This is a genomic window from Methylobacterium sp. WL7 (genome assembly GCF_008040085.1).
In the GTDB taxonomy this organism is placed as follows: Bacteria; Pseudomonadota; Alphaproteobacteria; order Rhizobiales; family Beijerinckiaceae; genus Methylobacterium; species Methylobacterium mesophilicum.
Genome location: NZ_VRVG01000006.1, coordinates 21,127 through 37,750, shown reverse-complemented (window position 1 = coordinate 37,750; position 16,624 = coordinate 21,127). Strand labels below are relative to the sequence as shown.

Genomic DNA, 16,624 nt, shown 5'->3' with positions numbered 1-16,624 from the left:
GCGGGTCGGCATGGGCGGGCGGAGCGGGTGCGCTCATCGGTCGGTTCCCCCGGCTTGCCAGGCCCGGCGCTGAAGGCCGAACCACGAGATGCCGATCGCGGCGAGAAGGAACGGTACCATCGCGGTGGCGATCGCCGCGCCCTCCCCCAGCGTCCCGGAGAGGATGCCGCGCTGGTACGACAGGGTCGCCATCAGGTGCGTGGCGTTGACCGGGCCGCCCCGGGTCATCGCCCAGATCAGCTGGAAGTCGGTGAAGGTGAACAGCACCGAGAAGGTCATCACCACGGCAATGATCGGCGTCAGCAGCGGCAGGGTGATGCGCGAGAAGATCTGCCAGTTGGAGGCGCCGTCCAGCGTCGCGGCCTCGTAGAGCGAGGGCGAGACCGTCTGCAGCCCGGCCAGCAGCGTGATCGCGATGAACGGCACGCCGCGCCAGATGTTGGCGAAGATCACGCAGGCGCGGGCCATGCTCGGCTCGCCCAGGAAATCGATGTTGCCGTCGATCACGCCGAGATGGCGCAGCGACCACGAGATGATCGAGAACTGGCTGTCGAAGATCCACCAGAAAGCGATGGCGGATAACACGGTCGGCACCACGAACGGGATCAGCACGATCGACCGGACGATCGACTTGAACGGCATGTTCTTGTTGAGCAACAGCGCGAGGTAGAGCCCGACGCCGAACTTCACCACCGAGGCCACGGCCGTGTACAGGCAGGTGTTGAACACCGAGAGCCAGAACACGTCGTCGTCCCAGAGCCAGGCGTAGTTCTCCAGGCCGATGAACGTGCCCTCGCGGCCGATCCGCGTGTTGGTGAAGGACAGCCAGATCCCCTTGAGCAGCGGGTAGGCCAGGAACAGGCCGAGGATCAGCGCCGTCGGCAGCATGAACCAGAAGCCCGCCCAGCCGCGGCTGGCACGCAGGCGGTGCCAGGCCGAGCGGGTCGGGACCGCGAGTGGAGCGGGCTGTGTCAGGGCCGTGTGCGCCATGGGTTCGCCTCGGGATCAGGGCCGCGGGTACGACACCCGCGGCCTGCAGCCGTTCAGGTGTTGCGGAAGATGCGCTGGGCGGCCCGCTCGGCGTTGCGGATTGCGGTCTTCACGTCCTCCCGGCCGGTGCAGTGGCTGGCGAACATGTCGACCACCACGAAGTCGGCGAGCACGGCGGCGATGCGCTCGCTCACCGGCGCCTGACCGCCGGCCGCCAGCGACCGCCGTCCCGCCTCGGCGAAGACCGCGTTCTTCGGGTCGCTCGTCCAGATCGGGTTCTTGGGGTAGTTCGACAGCGGCTCGCACAGGTAGCCCTGCGCCCCCTCGATCCAGGGACCGTAGTTCGACGCCTCCATCATGAAGGCGATGAACGCCTTACAGGCGTTGGGCGCCTTCGAGTACTTGAACGCCAGGATCGGGAAGGCGAGCTGGAACTCGGTGGGCTTGCCGGCGGGGCCGATCGGCCAGACCGCGTGGTCCATGTCCTCGGCGAGCTTCGGGTTGTCCTTCTTGGCGGCGGCGTAGATCGAGATGCCGTTATGGGTGAGGTACAGGTCGCCCGCCAGGAACGCCTTGTTGTTGGAGGAATCGTTCCAGGACACGGTGCCCGGCACGAAGGTCTCGTACATCGACTTCACGTATTCGAGCGCCTTGGCGGTCTCCGGCGAGTTGATCACGATCTTCTCGTTGGCGTCGACCAGGTTGCCGCCATGGGACCAGAGCGCCCAGTGACACCAGGTGTTGGCGTCGCCGGTGGCGTGCCCGAGGGCGAAGCCGGCCGGGGTGTTGTTCTTCTTGAGGGCCCGGCACAGTTCGAGGAAGCCGGCGGTATCCTCGGGGAACTTGCTGAACCCGGCCTTCTGCATGGCCGAGATGCGGTAGTTCGGGTATCCGCCGTTGAAGCCCACCGGGATCGCGATCCACTTGCCCTTGACCTTGCCGTAGGCCTCCGCCGACGGGAACCACGGGCCGTATTTCTTGGCCAGCGACTCGGCGACGTCCTCGAGCGGCAGGCACTTGTCCGGGAACAGGGCCGGGAACGAGAACAGGCCCCAGACCATGTCGGGGCCCTGCCCGGTATTGGCGGCGACGGAGGCCTTCGGCTGGATGTCGTCGAAGGATTCGTTGGTGACCGACACCTTGACGCCGGTCGCCTTGGTGAAGGCGTCGACCATCCGCAGGAACGCCTCGTCCTCGCTGGGGATGAAGCGCTTCCAGCGCAGCACCGACAGGCTGGCCCCGGGCTCGGGCTTCCACTCGGCGGTCTGCGCCCAGGCCCGGGCGAAGCCCAGCAGGTCACTGCCGGCGGCGAGGCCGGTCGCGGCGGCACCCGCCAGGAGGGAACGGCGGTCGAGTCTGGTCATCGTGGCGTCACTCCCTGGATGGATCGGCGCGCCCCGGGACGCGGTTCGTCCGGGCGGCCGGGCTCGGCAACCGAAAACGGGTCAGGTCGGCAGGCGTCGTCCGGACTCGGCATCGAAGAAGTGCACGCGGTTCGGCCGCAGGTAGACGGTCTCGCCGGGGCCCTCGCCGACGCGCTCGCGCAGCACGCAGGTGAAGTCCTGGCCCTGGGCCCGCACCGCCAGCATGGTCTCGGACCCGGTCGGCTCGACCACCACGACTTCGGCGGCGATCCCATCGCGCGCCAGATCGAAATGCTCGGGCCGCATCCCGAGGACCAGCTTCCGGCCCTCGGTGCCCACCGGCGCCTCGTTCAGGGGGATCGTCAGGCCCGAATCCGCCGCGAAGACGAGATGCCCGTTCCTCCGGACCGTCCCGTTCACAAAGTTCATCGCGGGGGATCCGATGAAGCCCGCCACGAACAGGTTGTCGGGCCGGTCGTAGAGTTCCAGCGGTGGCCCGATCTGCTCGACCACGCCGTCGTGCATAACCACGATCCGGTCGGCCATGGTCATGGCCTCGATCTGATCATGGGTGACGTAGATGGTCGTGGTCTTCAGGCGCTGGTGCAGCTCCTTGATCTCGGTGCGCATCGCCACGCGCAGCTTGGCGTCGAGGTTCGACAAAGGCTCGTCGAACAGGAACACCTGCGGATCGCGCACGATCGCCCGGCCCATGGCGACGCGCTGCCGCTGGCCGCCGGAGAGCTGGCGCGGGTAGCGGTCGAGGAGATGGGTCAATCCGAGGATCTGCGCGGCCTTGCTGACGCGCTCGTCGATCTCGGCAGCCCGCGCCTTCCGGATCCGCATGGAGAACGCCATGTTCTCGCGAACCGTGAGGTGCGGGTAGAGCGCGTAGTTCTGGAACACCATGGCGATGTCCCGCTCCTTGGGCGGAACATCATTGACGACACGCTCACCGATACGGATCTCGCCGCCGGAGATATTCTCCAAGCCGGCAATCATCCGCAGCAACGTCGATTTTCCGCAGCCCGAAGGTCCGACCAGGATCACGAACTCGCCGTCCCGGATGTCCACGGACACGCCGTGCAGGACGTTCGTCGATCCGAAAGCCTTGCGAACCTCGCGGATTCCCACCGAGGCCATGCTTCCTCCCAATCAGGGACGCTCTGACGGCGACTCCTGTGTGAGCAGTACAGTTGAGCGTCCAACGGAAAGCAAGTCGGTGAAACCTGAATTTTGAATCATATCCCGTTTCTGTCAGGGCCTTCCTGCGGGATCCTGCATCCTGACGACCGGGTCGGAGTTCGGCGTCGGTGGCCGCTCGGCCGGGTTCGGCCGGGCTTGCCCGGCAGCCCGGGATCGGTGACGAGGCCGCCGGCATGAAACATCCCGCCGGCGCCTGAGCCGTCACCGGATGCTAAGGCGATGGCATCGGCCCCGCTACCGGTGCGCCGGCCGGGCAGAACCGAAGACGGCGGGCGGGATCCCGAAGGAGGAGGACGGTATGGCACATTCCGGTCTGACCGCAGGCGAGATCCTGCCCACCGACGGCGTCCGGGGTGCATTGGTCGGCCGGGTGTGGCGCCCGGATGTCGGCGGACCGAGCGTGGTGGCGATCCGGGCGGGTTCGGGCGGCGAGGCGCGCGTCGTCGACGTCACGGCGCGCTTCGCGACGGTCAGCGACCTGTGCGAGACGCCGGACGCCGCCGCGGCTCTGCGCGCCGCCGAGGGCGCGGATCTCGGCAGCCTCGACGCGATGCTGGCCAACACCCCGCCGGACGGCCGCGACCCCGGACAGCCGTGGCTCCTCGCCCCGGTGGACCTCCAGGCGCTCAAGGCGGCCGGCGTCACCTTCGCGACGTCGATGCTGGAACGGGTGATCGAAGAGCGGGCCCGGGGCGATCTGGCGGCGGCCGCGGCGATCCGCACGGAAGTCGAGCGCCTGGTCGGGCACGACCTGCGCCGGCTCAAGCCCGGCTCGCCCGCCGCGATGGCGCTGAAGGAGGTCCTGGTCGCCCAGGGAGCCTGGAGCCAGTATCTCGAGGTCGGGATCGGGCCGGACGCGGAGATCTTCACCAAGGCGCAACCGCTCTCGGCGGTGGGCTGCGGCGCAGACGCCGGGCTGCACCCGGATTCGCACTGGAACAACCCAGAGCCGGAAGTCGCGCTGGCGGTCTCATCGCAACAGAAAATCGTCGGCGCGACCCTCGCCAACGACGTGAACCTGCGCGATTTCGAGGGCCGCTCGGCGCTGCTGCTGGGCAAGGCCAAGGACAACAACGCCTCCTGCGCCCTGGGCCCGTTCCTTAGGGTGTTCGACGAGACCTTCGACCTCGACCACGTCCGGCGCACCACCGTGACGCTCGAGGTGACCGGCACCGACGGGTTCCGGATGGAGGGTACCTCTCCGCTCGCCGAGATCAGCCGCGACCCGGAAGAGTTGGTCGGGGCCCTGATGGGCCGCACCCACGATTACCCGGACGGTGCGATCCTGCTGCTCGGCACGATGTTCGCGCCGATCCAGGACCGGCACGGTCCCGGCCTCGGCTTCACCCATGTCGAGGGCGACCGCGTCGTCGTGGCGAGCCCGGAACTCGGCAGCCTCGTCAACCGCATGCGCCCCTGCGACGCCTGCGAGCCCTGGACGTTCGGCGCCCGCGCGCTGATGCGCAATCTCGCCGCGCGCGGGCTTCTGTGACAGAGCCTGACGCCCGCAGCACGCCGGACCATACGGCCCCAGCCGCAGAGACCCATCCGATGACAGCCGCCGAATCGATCCTCGCGCGTCTTTCCGATATCGTCGGGCCGTCCGGCCTCGTCACCGGCGCGGAATTGCGCGGCCGGTCGGCGAACTGGACACGGCCGACGGAGCCCTGCGCGGCCCTCGCCCTCGTGCGACCGCGCAACACCGCCGAGACCAGCGCCGTTCTGGCTGCCTGCCACGCGGCGGGGGTCGCGATCGTGCCGCGGGGCGGCGCCACCGGCCTCGTGGACGGCACCCTCTGCGCGCCGGACGAGATCACCCTCTCCACCGAGCGGATGACCGGGATCGAGCCGATTGATCCCCTCGGCATGACCGTGGTGGTCGGCACCGGCGCCACAATCGAGAGCGTACAGAACGCCGCCACGGAGAACGGCCTGTTCTTCCCGCTGGATCTCGGCGCCCGCGGCTCGGCCACGATCGGCGGCGCGATCTCCACGAATGCCGGCGGCCTGCGGGTGCTGCGCTACGGCATGATGCGCGAGATGGTGCTGGGCCTGGAGGCGGTGCTGGCGGACGGCACGGTGGTCTCGTCCATGCGCCCGCTGATCAAGAACAACACCGGGCTCGACCTGAAGCAGGTCTTCATCGGCACCGAGGGGACGCTCGGGATCGTCACCCGCGCCGTCCTGCGCCTGCGCCCGGAGCCGGCCGGCTACGCCACCGCGCTGATCGCCTGCCCGGGGGTCGATGACGGCGCCCGGGTCCTGCGCGCCGCCCAGAGCGCGTTCCAGGGGCGCGTGTCCTCCTTCGAGGGCCTGTGGCCGGATTTTTATAAGCTGATGACCGCCCCCGGCCGGGCGACGCCGCCGCTGGGCTACGACTACCCGTTCTACGCCATCATCGAGGTCGAGTGCGTGCCGGAGGAGTCGGACCGGTTCCTCGGCCTGCTGGAAGGCCTGATGGGTGAGGGCACGATCCTCGACGCGGCCGTGGCCTCCTCAGAGGAGCAGCGCCGGGGGATGTGGCGTATCCGCGACCGGGTCGAGCACCTGAACGCCGATGGGATCGAGCGCGCCTTCGACATCAGCGTGCCGCTCTCGAAGATGAACGGCTACGTCCAAGGCGCCCTCGAACGCTTGGCGGCGGTCCCGGGCTGCCGCGCGGTGGTCTACGGACATATCGGCGACAACAACCTGCACTGGAACACGACCCGCCTCGACGCCGCCGGCAACGCGGCCATCGACGCCGCGATCTACGCGCCGCTGGCCGAGCTGAACGGCTCGGTTTCGGCGGAGCACGGCATCGGCCTGGAGAAGCGCGGCAAGCTGCCCCTGTCGCGCTCGCCGGAGGAGATCGGCGCCATGCGGCTGATCAAGCGCGCGCTCGACCCGGACAACCGGCTGAACCCGGGCAAGATTTTCTGAAGGCGGGTGCGGTGGCACGAGCTCCGTCGGAGACGGCGGTCAAACCGCTGCGGCTAACCGTCCGGCTGACCCCGCGCGGCGGACGCGACGCCGTGGACGGCTGGATCCGCGACGCGGACGGCGCCCCCTGTCTCAAGGTGCGCGTCGCCGCCCCGCCGGTCGACGGCGCCGCCAACACGGCGCTCGAACGGCTGATCGCCGGCTCTCTCAGGATCGCGGCCGGCGCCGTCCAGATCGTTGCCGGCCATCAGGGCCGGATGAAGCGCCTGGAGATCACCGGCGTGGACGATGAGGCCCTCGCCAAAGTTTTTGGTGTGCCGGGATAGGCACTTGCTGGCGACGTTAATGCAAGTCGTTGCCCACGGCATGTGGGTCGAGCCAATTCTCGATTTCCAGCCCTGGAACGCGGCGGAATTCACTCAGGTTCGCGCTGACAAGACATAGATTCAAGGCGAGGCATTGGGCAGCGATCAGGAGGTCGTTCGGCCCGATCGGCGTGCCCCGCTTTGTGAGGAGCGCGCGGATCTCGCCGTAATAGCGATCGGCCGGCGCTGCCAGAGGGGCGATCGGAATCGTTCCGAGCGCTGTTTCGGCGCGGTCTGCAAGAGACTGAGACCCTTTTCGCGCCACGCCATACCGGATCTCGGCGGCCGCCACGATGCTTGTGCACACATTGGCTGTGCGCCCTTCGAGCATGGCGGCGACTGGGCCGTCCCGCCCGCGATTGATGAGATCCGACAGAATGTTGGTATCGAGCAGATAGCGCACGATGCCGCTCACAGAACGACGTCTTCCGCCTCGAGATCCGGGATTTCGTCCAACCTGTCTTCCCGCGGAAGCGGTTCCAGCGACGCGATGAGAGCCTCGAGGCGAAGCCGTGGTCGAAGGATCAGGCTCCCATCGGGTTGTCGAGAGACCGACACTTCGTCGCCAGGCAATTCGAACTCCTTCGGAATTCGGACGGCTTGGCTGCGGTTATTCCTGAAGACCTTGGCGATGCGCTCCATGCTCACCTCCCGACATATGGCTTAACATATGCCCACGTCGGCGACCGCACAAGCAAGGGTGGACCCTCCTCAGAACGCGACCTTGTCCCCGCCCTTCAGCGACAGCATCTCGCGGGCTTCGTCGGGCGACGCGATCTCCAGCCCCAGTCCCTCGATGATCGAGCGGACGCGGCGGACCTGGGCGGCGTTGGTTTCCGCGAGCTTGCCGGGGCCGTCCCAGAGGCTGTCTTCCAGGCCGACGCGAACGTTGCCGCCCATCGCGGCCGCCATGGCGGCGATGTTCATCTGGTTTCGGCCCGCGCCCAGCACCGACCAGCGGTACTGATCGCCGAACAGCCGGTCGGCGGTGCGCTTCATGTGCATCACGTCGTCGGGATGCGCGCCGATGCCGCCCTGCAGGCCGAACACGGTCTGGATGAACAGCGGCGCCTTAACCAGCCCGCGGTCGAAGAAGTATTTGAGGTTGTAGAGGTGGGCCGTGTCGTAGCACTCGAACTCGAACCGCGTGCCGTTGGGACCGCAGGTGGTGAGGATGTGCTCGATCTGGCCGAACGTGTTGCGGAAGATGATGTCCTTGTTGCCGAGGTAATCCCGCTCCCACTGGTGCTTCAGGTCCTTGAAGCGGTCCAGCATGCCGAACAGGCCGAAATTCATCGAGCCGAGGTTGAGCGAGGCCACTTCCGGCTGGAAGGTCGCGGCGGGGCGCACCCGCTCCTCGATCGACATGGTCGGCGCGCCGCCGGTGGTGATGTTCACGACGCAGCCGGAGCGCTGCTTGATCACCGGCAGAAACTTGGCGAAGGCCTCCGGCGACTGATCGGGCTGACCGGTCTCGGGGTCGCGGGCGTGCAGGTGGATGATCGCCGCCCCGGCTTCCGCGGCACCGATCGCGGCGTCGGCGATCTCCTCCGGCGTCACCGGCAGATGCGGCGACATGCTGGGCGTGTGGATCGCGCCGGTGACGGCGCAGGTGATGATGACTTTCCGCTGTGAGGCCATGCTCAGTCCTTCTGTGACAGCTTGTGGGCCCGCAGGGCGGCCAGCCGCGCGTCGCGGCGGTTCATGCGGGCGGGCAGGTCTGCGGGCGCTCGCCAGTTCGCGAGGATCGTCTGGGTGGCCGGCGCCTCGTAAACGCTCGGGGGCGCCGGGTCGGCGGCGAGGCTCTTGTAGAATCCGGTGTAGCGCGCGCAGTAATCGGCGATGCCGCCGGGGGCGTTAAGCTCGATCGTCTCGAACGGCCCCATGAAGCTCCAGCGCAGGCCGAGCCCGTCCGCGACGGTCTTGTCCAGATCCTGCGGGGTCACGTACCCCTCCGACGCCAGGCGGAACGCCTCCGCCAGCAGCGCGCCCTGGAGCCGGTTGAGGATGAAGCCCTCGATCTCCTTCAGGACGGTGATCGGCACCTGTCCGATCCTCTCGTAGGTCGCCCGGGCGCGCTCCAGCACCGCGGCCTCCGTCCAGGGGGCGCCGGAGATCTCCACGAGCGGGATCAGGTGCGGCGGGTTCACGGGATGGCCGATCAGGCATCGGCCGCGTCCCGGAAGCCCCTGGGTGAACAGCGAGCAGCGGATCGCCGAGGATGAGGAGGCGATGATCGCGTCCGGCGGCGCCAGGGCGTCGAGTTCCGCGAACAGGGCCTGCTTCACGTCGAGCCGTTCCGGCCCGTTCTCCTGAACGAAGCCGACGCCGTCGAGGCAGGCGGCCAGACCGTCCGGGGCCCGGATACGGCCGGACGCCGCCTCCGGATCGGGGCAGAGCCCGTTCTCGCAGAGCGTCCGCAGGCCCGCGGCGCAGAGCGGGATCGCGGCCTGGGCGACGCCGTCGGCGGCATCGAACAGGCGCACGTCCCAGCCGGCGCGGGCGAAGATCATCGCCCAGGCCCGGCCGATCAGGCCGGCGCCGACGATCGCGACGCTTTCCGTCATAGCCACAGCACCTTCCGCCTCAGATCCTGGTCCTCGCGCAGCAGGCGCGACTCGCCGGTCCACTGCACGCTGCCGCGCTCCAGCGCGACGGTCCGGTCGGAGAGCGCCAGCGCGAGGTCGAGGTGGTGATCCACCAGGATGATCGCGATCTCCCGGCGCAGACGGTCGAACGCCTCGAACAGTTCCTCGGTCACCGCCGGCGACAGGCCCTCGAAGGGCTCGTCGAGGAGGAGGAGGCGCGTGTCGCCCGAGAGCGCCCGCGCCACCGCCACCATCTGCTGCTCGCCGCCGGACAGGCGTGCGGCGTCGACGGTCCAGCGCTGCTTGAGGCGCGGGAAGAATTCCAGGACCTTGTCCTCGTCCCAGTGGATGCCCGCGCCGGTCAGGCGCCGCAGCCGGCCGAGACCGAGGTTCTCAGCTACGCTCATGCCCGCGAACAGCGCCCGTCCCTGCGGCACGTAGCCGATGCCGAGCCGGGCGATCCGGTCCGGCGTGAGCCCGGCGATATCCTGCGCGCCGAGGACGATCCGGCCGGCGGCCGGGGGCGCCGTACCGATCAGGGTCTTCAGCAGGGTCGACTTGCCGGCGCCGTTGCGGCCGAGGAGGGCCACCACCTCGCCCTTGTGCACCGTCAGGTCCACGCCGTTGAGGATGTGCGACTTGCCGTAGAAGGTGTCGACGCCCGCCATCGTCAGCAGCGTCTCGGTCGCGGCGGCGCTGGCACGCGGCTTCGCCGCGATCGCCTCCGTCCCGGAGCCGAGATAGACCGCCTGCACCCGCGCGTCGTCCCGGGCGTTGGCCACGGAACCGTCCACCAGCACCGCGCCGTCCGCCATCACGGTGACCCGGTCGGCCAGGCGGAAGACCCGGTCGATGTCGTGCTCGACGAGCAGCACCGGGATGTCGGCGGAGAGCGCCTTGATCAGGTCGCCGACGCGCTCCCGCTCGGCCGCGGCCAGGCCGGCCAGCGGCTCGTCAAGCAGCAGGACCCGCGGGCGCGTGGCCAGCGCCAGGCCCATGTCGAGGAGCCGCTGCCCGCCGTAGGAGAGGCTGCCGGCCTCCGCCTTCTCGATCCCGGCAAGACCGGTCCAGCGCAGCAGCTCGGCCGTGTCGTCGGCGATCTCCCGCAGGCGGAGCGCGTCGCGCCACGGGTTCATGTGGGCCGGGTGGCGGGCCTGGACGGCGAGCCGGATGTTCTCCTCCACCGATAGGCCCGGAAACAGGTTGGTGATCTGGAACGAGCGGCCGAGGCCGGCCCGGGTGATCGCGTGGGGCTCGAGCCCGGCGATCTCCCGGCCGTCGAGGAGGATCCGGCCGGAATTGGGCCGGAACAGCCCGGAAAGCAGGTTGAACGCCGTGGTCTTGCCGGCGCCGTTCGGGCCGATCAGGGCGTGCAGCGTCCGGTCGGCCACCGCGAAGGAGACGCCGCGCACGGCGGCGACCGGTCCGAAGCTCTTGCGGATGTCCTCCGCGACCAGGACCGGGCCGTCGGAACGCCCCTCGGCGATGAACCGGGCCGGGACGCGGCCCGAGGCACCGGCCCGACGAGCCGACATCGCGGCGCCCTCCCCCGGTACGCGTCGGAACGGCCGCATCAGCCGGGCCGCGATCCCCACGAGCCCGTCCGGCGAGAACACGATGAAGGCGACGAACAGCAGCCCGAAATACAGCAGCCAGTCGCCGGTGTAGATCGAGAGGAACTCCCGGAACAGGATGTAGAACAGGGCCCCGAGGGCAGGCCCCAGGAACGAGCGCATCCCGCCGATCACCACCATGGCCAGCAGTTCGCCCGAAAACGCGATGGAGATCGGGTCGGCCGAGGTGAAGCGGTGGCTGTAGGCGGAGAGCGCGCCGGCCAGCCCGGTGATCGACGCCGAGATCACGAAGGCCGCGAGCTTGTAGCGGTTGGTGGCGTAGCCGAGGAAGCCGGCGCGCTGCTCATTCTCGCGGATCGCGACCAGCACCGTTCCCATCGGCGAGCGCCGGAAGCGCCAGAGCGCGACGAGGACCAGGAAGGCGATGCCGGAGACTGCGGCGTAGTAGGCGCCGGGCCGCTGCAGCACCTCCCAGCGGTGCAGGTTGCCGATGCCGTTCTCGCCGCCGGTGAGGTCGGTCCAGCGGAACGCGATGGCGTACAGCATCGCGGTGAACGCGAGCGTCAGCAATGAGAAGTAGACGCCGCGCCGCCGCAGGATCAGGGCGCCGCCGGCCAGCGCCGCGACACCGGTGATCGCCAGCGCGCCGAACAGCGGCAGGGCCATGTCGCCCGGCGCCAGGCGGGTCTGAAGGATCGCCACCGCGTAGGCCCCGATCCCGAACCACGCCCCGTGGCCGAAGGAGACGAGGCCTGTCCAGCCCACCAGGATGTTGAGTCCGAGCACGGCGAGGGCGAAGATCACCACGTCGGTGGCGGTGATCAGCGTCAGGCCGATCGCGTCGAGGGCGAAGGGCAGGACGATCAGGGCGGCGAGCGCCGCCCAGAGCTGGCGGCTCTCGCGCAGGATCAGGCCGCGCTGTGGGATGGCGAGCGGCAGCGGTTCGGCGGTTCCGGACATGGGGCTGCTCCCGCTCACTCGAATCGGGCGATCTGCTCGCCGAACAGGCCGCGCGGGCGCAGCAGCAGGACGAGCACCATGAGGCCGTAGACGGCGGCCTCGGTCGCGGGCGGGTAGGCGTAGGCGGTGAGCCCCCGAACCACGCCGACGATCAGGGCGGCCAGCACCACGCCCCAGAACGAGCCGAGCCCGCCGATCACCACCACGACGAAGGCGAAGGTCAGGATCTCGGCACCCATGGCGGGGTGAACCCCGGTGACCGGCGCCATCATGGTCCCGGCGAGGGCCGCCAGCCCGACGGCGATCGTCACCACCGCGCTCATGTACGGACGGAGCGAAATGCCCAGAGCCGCGACCATGTCGGGGTTCTGGACGCCGGCCCGGACCACGCGGCCGAAGCTGGTGCGGGTCAGGAGCAGCCACAGGCCACCGACGCAGGCGAGCGCCACCACCAGGATCGAGAGCCTGTAGCGCGAGTAGATCAGGTCGCCGATGAACACCTGGCCCCGGAGCCACCCCGGGATGCCGTAGGGCAGCGGCGCCGCCCCGAAGGCCATGCGCAGGGCCTGCTCGGCCACCATGGCGAGGCCGAAGGTGAGCAGCAGACCGAGCGTCGGATCGCCCCGGTAGAACCGCCGGAGCAGGAACCGCTCGATCACGAGGCCGAGTACGGCCACCAGCAGCGGCGAGGCGACGAGCGCGCCGCCGAAGCCGATCGTCGGAGTCAGCACGACGGTCAGGTAGGCGCCGATGGCGTAGAACGCGCCGTGGGCGAGGTTCACGATCCCGCCGAGGCTGAAGATCAGCGACAGGCCCAGCGCGATCAGCAGATACTGGACGCCGATCAGAAGGCCGTTGAGCACCTGCTCGAGGATGAAGACGAGTTGCATGGCCGCCTCACGCCGGGAAGGTGCAGGCGTTCTCGTCGCGGGTGGTGGCGAGCACCTCCAGGCTCTCGCCGGGACCGGGCAGCGGCCCGGTCGCCGTGAAGATGTCGTAGGGATTCTTGACCTGGTCCGCCGGCAGGGCGGTGATCGCGTACATCTCCTGCATCAGCTCGTGGTCCCAGGGGCGGAAGTAGCCCTCCCGGGTCTTGGCGATGTCGAAGGTCGCGCCCTTCTCCAGGTACTCCACGATCTTGGTGGAATCGGTCGACTTCAGCGCGTTCATGGATTGGGCGACGATCTTCATCGCCGTGTAGTCGCCCCAGCCCTGGTTCTCCGGCGGCTTCTTGTACTTCGCCCGGAAGGCCGTCACGAATGCCTTGGCCGACGGTGAATCGATCTGGTGGTGCCAGACCACCGGCCATGTGCCGAGGAAGTTGCCGGGGCCCGCGCCCCAGGCCAACGCCGTATCGAAGCCGAAGCCGGCGACCGGGAACGGCAACCCGAACTCGCTGTACTGCTTGAGGAAGTTGGTGATCTGGGCGCCCGCGAGGTTGCAGATCACGAGATCCGGCCGGCCCTGACGCAGCTTCAGCAGGAACGGCGAGAAGTCGGTGAGCTCGGTGGGGATCAGGTCCTCGCCGGCGAGCGTCGCCTCGTTCGCGATGAAGAACTTCTTGGCCTGCTTGAGCAGGTCGTGACCGAACGCGTAGTCGGCGGTGAGCGCGTAGACCTTCTTGCCCTTGATCAGGCCCTTCTCCACCAGCGCCCGGCCCGCTGCGCGGACCATCATGGTGTTCTGCGCCTCGACGTGGAACAGGTAGCGCTTGCAGTCGGCACCGCGCAGCGCGTCCGAGTTCGCGCCGGTGTTGATGAACAGCACCTTCTCGCGCTGCGCCACCTGGCTGATCGCCAGCGCCGAGGCGGAGTTGATCTCGCCGACCAGGCAGGCGACGCGGTCGCGCTGGACCATGCGCTCGGCCTTGGCCGAGGCGGTCTGCGGATTGACGCTGTCTTCGGCCAGCAGCTCGACCTTCCGGCCGGCGATGCCGCCGGCGGCGTTGATCTCCTCGACGGCGAGCTGCGCGGCCTGAACGGCGAACTCGCCCAGCGGCCCGAGGAAGCCGGTACGAGGGGTCAAGTGACCGATCCGGATCACGTCCGACTGTCCCTGGGACAGGGCCGGGCTGGCGAGCGCCGGCGCGATGAGGGCCGCGCCGCCGACTCGCAGCAGGCCGCGGCGAGAGAGAGAATCCCCGAACCGATCCGTCATCGTTCCGCTCCCGTGCGTTTCCTCCAGCCGGGCATTCTTGACGGGCTCTGACGGCCCTCACCCAAACTGTGATCACAGATCACTAGCGCGATAGTGCCGGATCCGTCTAGTGTCGGCACATGAGTTCCATGTCGGCCCTCGCCGAATTACCCCAGCTCGAACGGCGCACCCTGGCCGACACGGCGTACGAGGCCCTGTCGGACCTCCTGGCGTCCGGCCGGCTCGCTCCCGGCGACCGGCTGTCCCTGCGCCAGAGCGCGGCGGCGCTCGGCGTCTCGGTGATGCCGGTGCGCGAGGCGGTGAGCCGACTCGTCGCCGACGGCGTCCTCGAAGTGGCGGCGACCCGGGCGATCCGGGTGCCGATCATGACGGCGCAGGATTTCCGGGCGCTGGCCGAGACCCGCATGGCCGTCGAGGGCATGGCCGCCGCGCGCGCCGCCGAGCGCCGGAGCGAACCCGAACTCGTCGCGATCCGGAAGGCCGAGGCGGCGTTCCGCCTGGCGGCCGCATCCGCGCAGCCGGACAGCACCCTGGCCGTCCGGCTGAACCGCGACCTGCACTTTGCGATCTACGCAGCCTGCGGATTGGAGCCGTTGCACGCGATCATCGCCCGGCTTTGGCTGAAGGCGGGCCCGGTCATCAACCTGGACCTGCGCGCCCACCCCGAACGGCTGCTCGAGGGTTTCGCCCTGCGCCGGCATGCCGAGGCGCTGGGGGCGATCGAGGCCCAGGACGGACCCGCGGCGGCGGCTGCGATCGCCGCGGACATCCGCGAGGCCGCCGACTTCATCCTATCCCGCGGAGGGCTGCGGGACGCGTAGTTTTGGTGAGCATCGACTTCAGCCGAAGGGCGACGAACGCCTTCGAAGCGATGCCTGGACGGGAGGAACGACCATGGATCTCGGAATCGCCGGCCTGCGCGTACTCGTGACCGCGGGCGCCGCCGGAATCGGACGCGGCATCGTCGACGCCTTCCTCGAGGAAGGCGCGCGGGTCTTCGCCTGCGACATCGACCAGGAGGCCCTGGCCGCCCTCCCCGAGGCGGTGGGGCGCTGCCGGACCGACGTCGCCGACCGGGACGCGGTCGGCACCATGATGGCGGCGGCGGTCGAGCATCTCGGCGGCCTCGACGTGCTGGTCAACAACGCCGGCATCGCCGGGCCGACCGGGCGGGTCGAGGAGATCGCCCCGGAGGAATGGGACCGCTGCCTGACGGTCTGCCTGACCAGCCAGTTCAACTGCGCGCGCCTGGCGGTGCCCCACCTGCGCGCGAGCAGCAACGGCTCCATCGTCAACCTGTCGTCGGCCGCCGGTAAATTCGGCTTCGGCCTGCGCAGCCCCTACGCGGCGGCGAAATGGGGTGTGATCGGCTTCACCAAGTCCCTCGCGATCGAGCTGGGCGAGGCGGGTATCCGGGTGAACGCGATCCTGCCCGGGCTGGTGGCCGGCGACCGGCAGCGCCGGGTCCTCGAGGCCAAGGCGCAGCAGCAGGGCACGAGCTTTGCCGAGATGGAGGCGCGCGCCTTCTCGTTCGTGTCGGTGAAGGACTACGTCACGGCCCGGCAGCTCGCCGACCAGATCCTGCTGCTGTGCTCGCCGCGGGGCCGGACGATCTCCGGTCAGGCGATCTCCATCGACGGCGACACGCGGATGTTGTCCTGAACGCGGGCGGCACGGTTTACGCCGCGGATCGGATCACGGCAGATTGGCGGGCAGGCGGCACCACGACCGCGCGATCGGGAGGAACGGCAGCATGCGTCTCGCGGGCAAGACAGCATTGGTCACGGCCGCCGGCCAGGGCATCGGCCGGGCGAGCGTCCTGGCGCTGGCGCGCGAGGGCGCGCAGGTGCTGGCCACCGACGTCCGGGCCGCCGCACTCGGAACCTTCGAGGGCGTAGCCAACGTCACCACCGCGCCCCTCGACGTGCTCGACCGGGCGCAGATCGAGGCCGTGGCCGGCGGGCTGGACCGGATCGACGTGCTGTTCAACTGCGCGGGCTACGTCCATGCCGGCACGGTGCTCGACGCCAGCGACGCGGATTTCGACTTCGCGGTGAACCTCAACGTCCGGTCGCAGTTCTGGACGATCCGCGCGGTCCTGCCACGGATGCTCGAGGCCGGCGCCGGGAGTATCGTCAACATGGCGAGCGTCGCCGGCTCCCTGCGCGGGCTGCCGAACCGCTTCGTCTACGGACTGACCAAGGCCGCGGTGATCGGCCTGACCAAGTCGGTGGCGGCGGATTACGTGGGCCGCGGCATCCGCTGCAACTGCATCTGTCCCGGCACGGTCGACACGCCGTCGCTCGCCGACCGGATCAACGCGTTCGACGATCCCGTGGAGGCCCGCAAGGCGTTCATCGCCCGCCAGCCCATGGGCCGCCTGGCCACGGCCGAGGAGATCGCCCCGCTGGTGGTGTTCCTGGCCAGCGACGAGGCCGCCTTCGTGACCGGCCAGAGCTATTCCATCGACGGTGGCATGACGATCTGAGGATTCGACC

At 69.4% G+C, this 16,624-nt stretch carries 16 protein-coding genes; 6 read left to right on the top strand and 10 right to left on the bottom strand.

The genetic code is table 11. The features are described 5' to 3' along the window. Nucleotides 1-33: 33 nt before the first annotated feature. The 3 genes from FV233_RS03020 to ugpC form a co-directional block, all read right to left on the bottom strand. The gene (locus FV233_RS03020; RefSeq protein WP_147853614.1) at nucleotides 34-990 is read right to left on the bottom strand and encodes a sugar ABC transporter permease; all 957 of its coding nucleotides are present in this window, start codon (nucleotides 988-990) and stop codon (nucleotides 34-36) included. Nucleotides 991-1,043: 53 nt separating this feature from the next. After that, nucleotides 1,044-2,354, bottom strand: a complete 1,311-nt coding sequence (locus tag FV233_RS03015; RefSeq protein ID WP_147853613.1) for an ABC transporter substrate-binding protein — start codon at nucleotides 2,352-2,354, stop codon at nucleotides 1,044-1,046. An 81-nt stretch (nucleotides 2,355-2,435) separates the two neighbouring features. Further along, nucleotides 2,436-3,497, bottom strand: coding sequence for a sn-glycerol-3-phosphate ABC transporter ATP-binding protein UgpC (ugpC, locus tag FV233_RS03010; RefSeq protein WP_147853612.1), 1,062 nt, complete (start codon nucleotides 3,495-3,497; stop codon nucleotides 2,436-2,438). A gap of 361 nt (nucleotides 3,498-3,858) precedes the next feature. Here ugpC and FV233_RS03005 point away from each other — a divergent pair, with 361 nt between their 5' ends. From FV233_RS03005 to FV233_RS02995, 3 genes are read left to right on the top strand one after another with little or no spacing between them, the layout of a single operon-like run. Then, nucleotides 3,859-5,052, top strand: a complete 1,194-nt coding sequence (locus FV233_RS03005; RefSeq protein ID WP_147853611.1) for a fumarylacetoacetate hydrolase family protein — start codon at nucleotides 3,859-3,861, stop codon at nucleotides 5,050-5,052. A gap of 59 nt (nucleotides 5,053-5,111) precedes the next feature. Continuing rightward, the gene (locus FV233_RS03000; protein WP_147896571.1) at nucleotides 5,112-6,482 is read left to right on the top strand and encodes an FAD-binding oxidoreductase; all 1,371 of its coding nucleotides are present in this window, start codon (nucleotides 5,112-5,114) and stop codon (nucleotides 6,480-6,482) included. A gap of 11 nt (nucleotides 6,483-6,493) precedes the next feature. Beyond that, nucleotides 6,494-6,808: a DUF167 family protein gene (locus tag FV233_RS02995; protein ID WP_210247783.1), complete on the top strand. Its 315-nt coding sequence runs from the start codon at nucleotides 6,494-6,496 to the stop codon at nucleotides 6,806-6,808. A gap of 16 nt (nucleotides 6,809-6,824) precedes the next feature. On the opposite strand, the gene FV233_RS02990 is transcribed toward FV233_RS02995, so the two are convergent. The 7 genes from FV233_RS02990 to FV233_RS02960 all read right to left on the bottom strand — a co-directional run bounded on the left by FV233_RS02990 (nucleotide 6,825) and on the right by FV233_RS02960 (nucleotide 14,126). Beyond that, nucleotides 6,825-7,262 (bottom strand): type II toxin-antitoxin system VapC family toxin, encoded by a 438-nt coding sequence (locus FV233_RS02990; RefSeq protein WP_147896570.1) that lies wholly within the window; start codon nucleotides 7,260-7,262, stop codon nucleotides 6,825-6,827. After that, complete coding sequence (locus tag FV233_RS02985) at nucleotides 7,259-7,489, bottom strand: AbrB/MazE/SpoVT family DNA-binding domain-containing protein (RefSeq protein WP_147853608.1); 231 nt, start codon at nucleotides 7,487-7,489, stop codon at nucleotides 7,259-7,261. The genes FV233_RS02990 and FV233_RS02985 overlap by 4 nt, the downstream gene beginning before the upstream one ends. Nucleotides 7,490-7,558: 69 nt before the next feature. Next, complete coding sequence (locus FV233_RS02980; protein ID WP_147896569.1) at nucleotides 7,559-8,488, bottom strand: 3-keto-5-aminohexanoate cleavage protein; 930 nt, start codon at nucleotides 8,486-8,488, stop codon at nucleotides 7,559-7,561. A 2-nt stretch (nucleotides 8,489-8,490) separates the two neighbouring features. After that, nucleotides 8,491-9,414, bottom strand: coding sequence for a 3-hydroxyacyl-CoA dehydrogenase (locus FV233_RS02975; RefSeq protein WP_147896603.1), 924 nt, complete (start codon nucleotides 9,412-9,414; stop codon nucleotides 8,491-8,493). Then, the gene (locus FV233_RS02970) at nucleotides 9,411-11,969 is read right to left on the bottom strand and encodes a branched-chain amino acid ABC transporter ATP-binding protein/permease (protein ID WP_147896568.1); all 2,559 of its coding nucleotides are present in this window, start codon (nucleotides 11,967-11,969) and stop codon (nucleotides 9,411-9,413) included. The genes FV233_RS02975 and FV233_RS02970 overlap by 4 nt, the downstream gene beginning before the upstream one ends. A gap of 14 nt (nucleotides 11,970-11,983) precedes the next feature. Continuing rightward, entirely contained in the window at nucleotides 11,984-12,859 is an 876-nt protein-coding gene (locus FV233_RS02965) for a branched-chain amino acid ABC transporter permease (RefSeq protein WP_147853605.1), read from the bottom strand. Between the two features lie 7 nt (nucleotides 12,860-12,866). Beyond that, entirely contained in the window at nucleotides 12,867-14,126 is a 1,260-nt protein-coding gene (locus FV233_RS02960) for an ABC transporter substrate-binding protein (RefSeq protein ID WP_147896567.1), read from the bottom strand. Nucleotides 14,127-14,245: 119 nt separating this feature from the next. Between FV233_RS02960 and FV233_RS02955 the strand changes: the two genes are divergently transcribed. From FV233_RS02955 to FV233_RS02945, 3 genes are all read left to right on the top strand, one after another. Next, nucleotides 14,246-14,947 carry a GntR family transcriptional regulator gene (locus FV233_RS02955; RefSeq protein ID WP_147896566.1) on the top strand — a complete coding sequence of 234 codons (702 nt, stop codon included), beginning with the start codon at nucleotides 14,246-14,248 and terminating at the stop codon, nucleotides 14,945-14,947. A gap of 73 nt (nucleotides 14,948-15,020) precedes the next feature. Beyond that, on the top strand, nucleotides 15,021-15,788 hold the full coding sequence (locus tag FV233_RS02950) for an SDR family oxidoreductase (protein WP_147896565.1): 768 nt from the start codon (nucleotides 15,021-15,023) through the stop codon (nucleotides 15,786-15,788). Nucleotides 15,789-15,879: 91 nt separating this feature from the next. Beyond that, a complete protein-coding gene (locus tag FV233_RS02945; protein WP_147896564.1) occupies nucleotides 15,880-16,614 on the top strand; it encodes an SDR family oxidoreductase in 735 nt (244 codons plus the stop codon). Nucleotides 16,615-16,624 lie beyond the last annotated feature (10 nt).